Raw genomic sequence first — 3,296 nt, 5'->3', positions numbered from 1 at the left:
CGCGCGCTCCATGCGCAGCAGGCCGACGCGGTACTGGTTCTCCATCAGCTCGCCGACCGAGCGCACGCGGCGATTGCCGAGATTGTCGATGTCGTCGATCTCGCCCTTGCCGTCGCGCAGTTCGACCAGTGTCTTGACCACGGCCAGGATGTCGTCCTTGCGCAGCACGCGGACGGTGTCCTCGGCCTTGAGCTCGAGGCGCATGTTCATCTTGACGCGGCCGACGGCCGACAGATCGTAGCGCTCGCTGTCAAAGAACAGCGAGTTGAACATGGCTTCGGCGGTTTCGAGCGTCGGCGGCTCGCCGGGGCGCATGACGCGGTAGATGTCGAACAGCGCGTCCTGGCGGCTCTCGTTCTTGTCGACGTTGAGCGTGTTGCGGATATAGGCGCCGACATTGACGTGGTCGATGTCGAGAACCTTGATCTCGTCGTCGCCGGCGCTGAGAAGCACCTTCAGCGTCTTTTCGTCGATCTCATCGCCGGCTTCGAGGAAAATCTCGCCGGTCGCGTAGTTGACGATGTCCTCGGCAAGGTAGTTGCCGAGCAGGTCCTCGTCCGTCGCCTTGATCGCCTTGAGACCCCTTTCGCCGAGCTGGCGGGCCTGGCGGGCAGTGATCTTCTTGCCGGCCTCGACGACGACCTCGTTGGTGTCTGCATCGACCAGGTCGCCAACGGCCTTGAGGCCGCGGAAACGCTCGACGTTGAACGGGATGCGCCAATGGTCGCCGGCGCGCTTGTAGGTGATCTTGTTGTAGAAGGTCGACAGGATCTCCTCGCCGTCCATGCCGAGCGCCATCAACAGCGACGACACCGGAATCTTGCGGCGGCGGTCGATGCGGGCGTGCACGACGTCCTTCGAGTCGAACTCGATGTCGAGCCACGAGCCTCGATAGGGGATGACGCGCGCGGCAAACAGCAGCTTGCCCGACGAGTGCGACTTGCCCTTGTCATGGTCGAAGAAGACGCCCGGCGAACGGTGCATCTGCGAGACGATGACACGCTCGGTGCCGTTGACGATGAAGGTGCCGTTCAAGGTCATGAGCGGCATGTCGCCCATGTAGACGTCCTGCTCCTTGATGTCCTTGATCGACTTGGCGCCGGTATCCTCGTCGATATCGAACACGATGAGGCGCAGCGTCACCTTGAGCGGCGCGGCATAGGTCAGGTCGCGCTGACGGCATTCGTCAACGTCGAATTTCGGTGCTTCGAACTCGTACTTCACGAATTCCAGCATCGAGGAGCCGGAAAAGTCGGAGATCGGGAAGACCGATTTGAAAACCGCCTGCAGTCCCTCGTCAGGACGCCCGCCATTGGGCTCCTCTACCATCAGGAATTGATCATAGGATGCCTTCTGAACCTCGATCAGGTTCGGCATCTCCGCAACTTCCGGAATTTTTCCGAAGAATTTGCGTACGCGTCTGCGGCCATTGAAAGTTTGTGTCTGGGCCATCGTCGCTCCTTAGCTCGATTCTCGGGGCGAGCCTCGCCGCGGCTCGCCTTGCATTCTCGGCCACCTCGGCGGCGGCCTTTTATTTGTTCACCCGCCACCCTGTCGGTGGCCGGCCAAAACGGGAGAAAACCCGTTTCCTGAAGGCCGGTTTACGGCCCTCAGGAAAGAGGTTTTCGTACTCTTCGCGTTACGCAGCCTCCCTTCGCCAAGGGAGTGGCGGACGGCGCGAAGCCGCCCGCCGATATCAAACGCTTACTTCAGTTCGACCTTGGCGCCGGCTGCTTCCAGCTGGGCCTTGAACTTGTCCGCGTCGGCCTTGGAAACGGCTTCCTTGACCGGCTTCGGGGCCGCCTCGACCAGGTCCTTGGCTTCCTTGAGGCCAAGACCCGTGATGGCGCGAACTTCCTTGATGACGTTGATCTTCTGAGCGCCCGCCTCGGTGAGGACGACGTCGAATTCCGTCTTTTCCTCGACCGGAGCAGCAGCAGCCGCGGCACCGCCAGCGGCGGCAACCGCCACCGGAGCAGCAGCGGAAACGCCCCACTTTTCTTCCAGAAGCTTCGACAGCTCGGCCGCCTCGAGGACGGTCAGCTTCGAAAGGTCGTCTACGATCTTTGCCAGATCAGCCATTGCAATATTCCTTCATAAGGTTCGAACGTGTGTTTGTGATAGCGAGGAACGGCCTCATGCCGCCTCGTCCTTCCGGGCGTAAGCGCCGATGACACGCGCGACCGAAGCCGCAGGCGCATTGACGATCTGGGCGATCCGGGTTGCCGGCGTGGCGATCATGCCAACCAGCCTGCCGCGCAGCTCATCGAGCGACGGAAGTGTGGCGAGTGCCTTCACACCGTCGGCGTTGAGCGAGGTGGTGCCCATTGCGCCGCCGAGAATGACGAGCTTGTCATTTCCCTTGGCGAAATCGGACGCGACCTTCGGCGCCGCAATCGGATCCTCCGAATAGGCGATCAGCGTCTGTCCCTTGAACAGGTCGATGATCGATGCAGAGTCCGTGCCCTGAAGAGCGATTTTGGCGAGACGGTTCTTCGCGACTTTGACGGTGCCACCGGCGACACGCATTTTCGACCGAAGGTCGTTCATTTGCGCGACGGTGATACCGGCGTAGTGGGCCACGACGACTGAACCAGCGCCCGAAAACGCTTCATTCAGGCCCGTGACGAGTTCGCGTTTTTCCGCTCTGTCCACTGCCTATCTCCAGTTGACCCCTGCCTCATTACGAGGACAGGCGTCGGGTTGCCTTTTGCCGGCCGGGCCATCCAGTAACGGATCTCCCGAACGACGCTCGAGGATCCTGCCCCCTTTCGCCACACCAGCCGGCAAGCCGAATGGTGCGCAGACAAAAGGCAAACACGGTTCGAACCTTTCATTGGAGCAGTCGCTCCGTTGTCCGGTCTTCACCCGTCTCATGCAGGCCCACATGAATTAAGGCCCCCCTTGAACTAAGGCTTGGGGCCGCCCGCAATCTCGGACAGGATGTCCGGAAGCCTTCCGACTTCCGGTACCGGGCCGCCAAGATAAGTCGGAGGCCCGGAATTCTGTTTGCGGATCAACTCTTTAGCGGCCGATCCGAATGGTTCGTATCAGGACGCCGCCAGCGTCGAGACGTCGAGCTTGAGGCCAGGGCCCATCGTCGAGGTGACCGACACCTTCTTGACGTAGTTGCCCTTGGCGCCAGCCGGCTTCGCCTTGTTCACCGCGTCAGCGAAGGCGCGGACGTTCTCTTCCAGCGCCTTGACGTCGAACGAGATCTTGCCGACGCCGCCATGCACGATGCCGGCCTTCTCGACGCGGAACTCGACCGCGCCGCCCTTCGACGCCTTGACGGC

2 protein-coding genes and 2 pseudogenes are annotated in these 3,296 nt (G+C 61.6%); all 4 read right to left on the bottom strand.

Going from position 1 to position 3,296, the window contains the following annotated elements:
- Positions 1 to 1,452 (bottom strand): annotated as a pseudogene (locus tag EOA86_RS27775) (DNA-directed RNA polymerase subunit beta); the annotation flags it as partial.
- A gap of 252 nt (positions 1,453 to 1,704) precedes the next feature.
- Positions 1,705 to 2,082 (bottom strand): 50S ribosomal protein L7/L12, encoded by a 378-nt coding sequence (gene rplL, locus EOA86_RS27770; RefSeq protein WP_023680442.1) that lies wholly within the window; start codon positions 2,080 to 2,082, stop codon positions 1,705 to 1,707.
- Between the two features lie 54 nt (positions 2,083 to 2,136).
- A complete protein-coding gene (gene rplJ, locus EOA86_RS27765) occupies positions 2,137 to 2,655 on the bottom strand; it encodes a 50S ribosomal protein L10 (protein WP_065011395.1) in 519 nt (172 codons plus the stop codon).
- Positions 2,656 to 3,050: 395 nt separating this feature from the next.
- Positions 3,051 to 3,296 (bottom strand): annotated as a pseudogene (locus EOA86_RS27760) (50S ribosomal protein L1); the annotation flags it as partial.

The sequence above is a fragment of the Mesorhizobium sp. M5C.F.Ca.IN.020.32.2.1 genome (assembly GCF_004023105.1).
Classification (GTDB): domain Bacteria; phylum Pseudomonadota; class Alphaproteobacteria; order Rhizobiales; family Rhizobiaceae; genus Mesorhizobium; species Mesorhizobium wenxiniae.
The sequence above is the reverse complement of the archived record's forward strand: the minus strand, read 5'-3'. Positions and strand labels throughout refer to the sequence as shown.

Excerpts from the sequence above, each read along its gene's own strand:
- rplL (WP_023680442.1), bottom strand. The coding sequence starts at position 2,082 with ATGGCTGATCTGGCAAAGATCGTAGACGACCTTTCGAAGCTGACCGTC.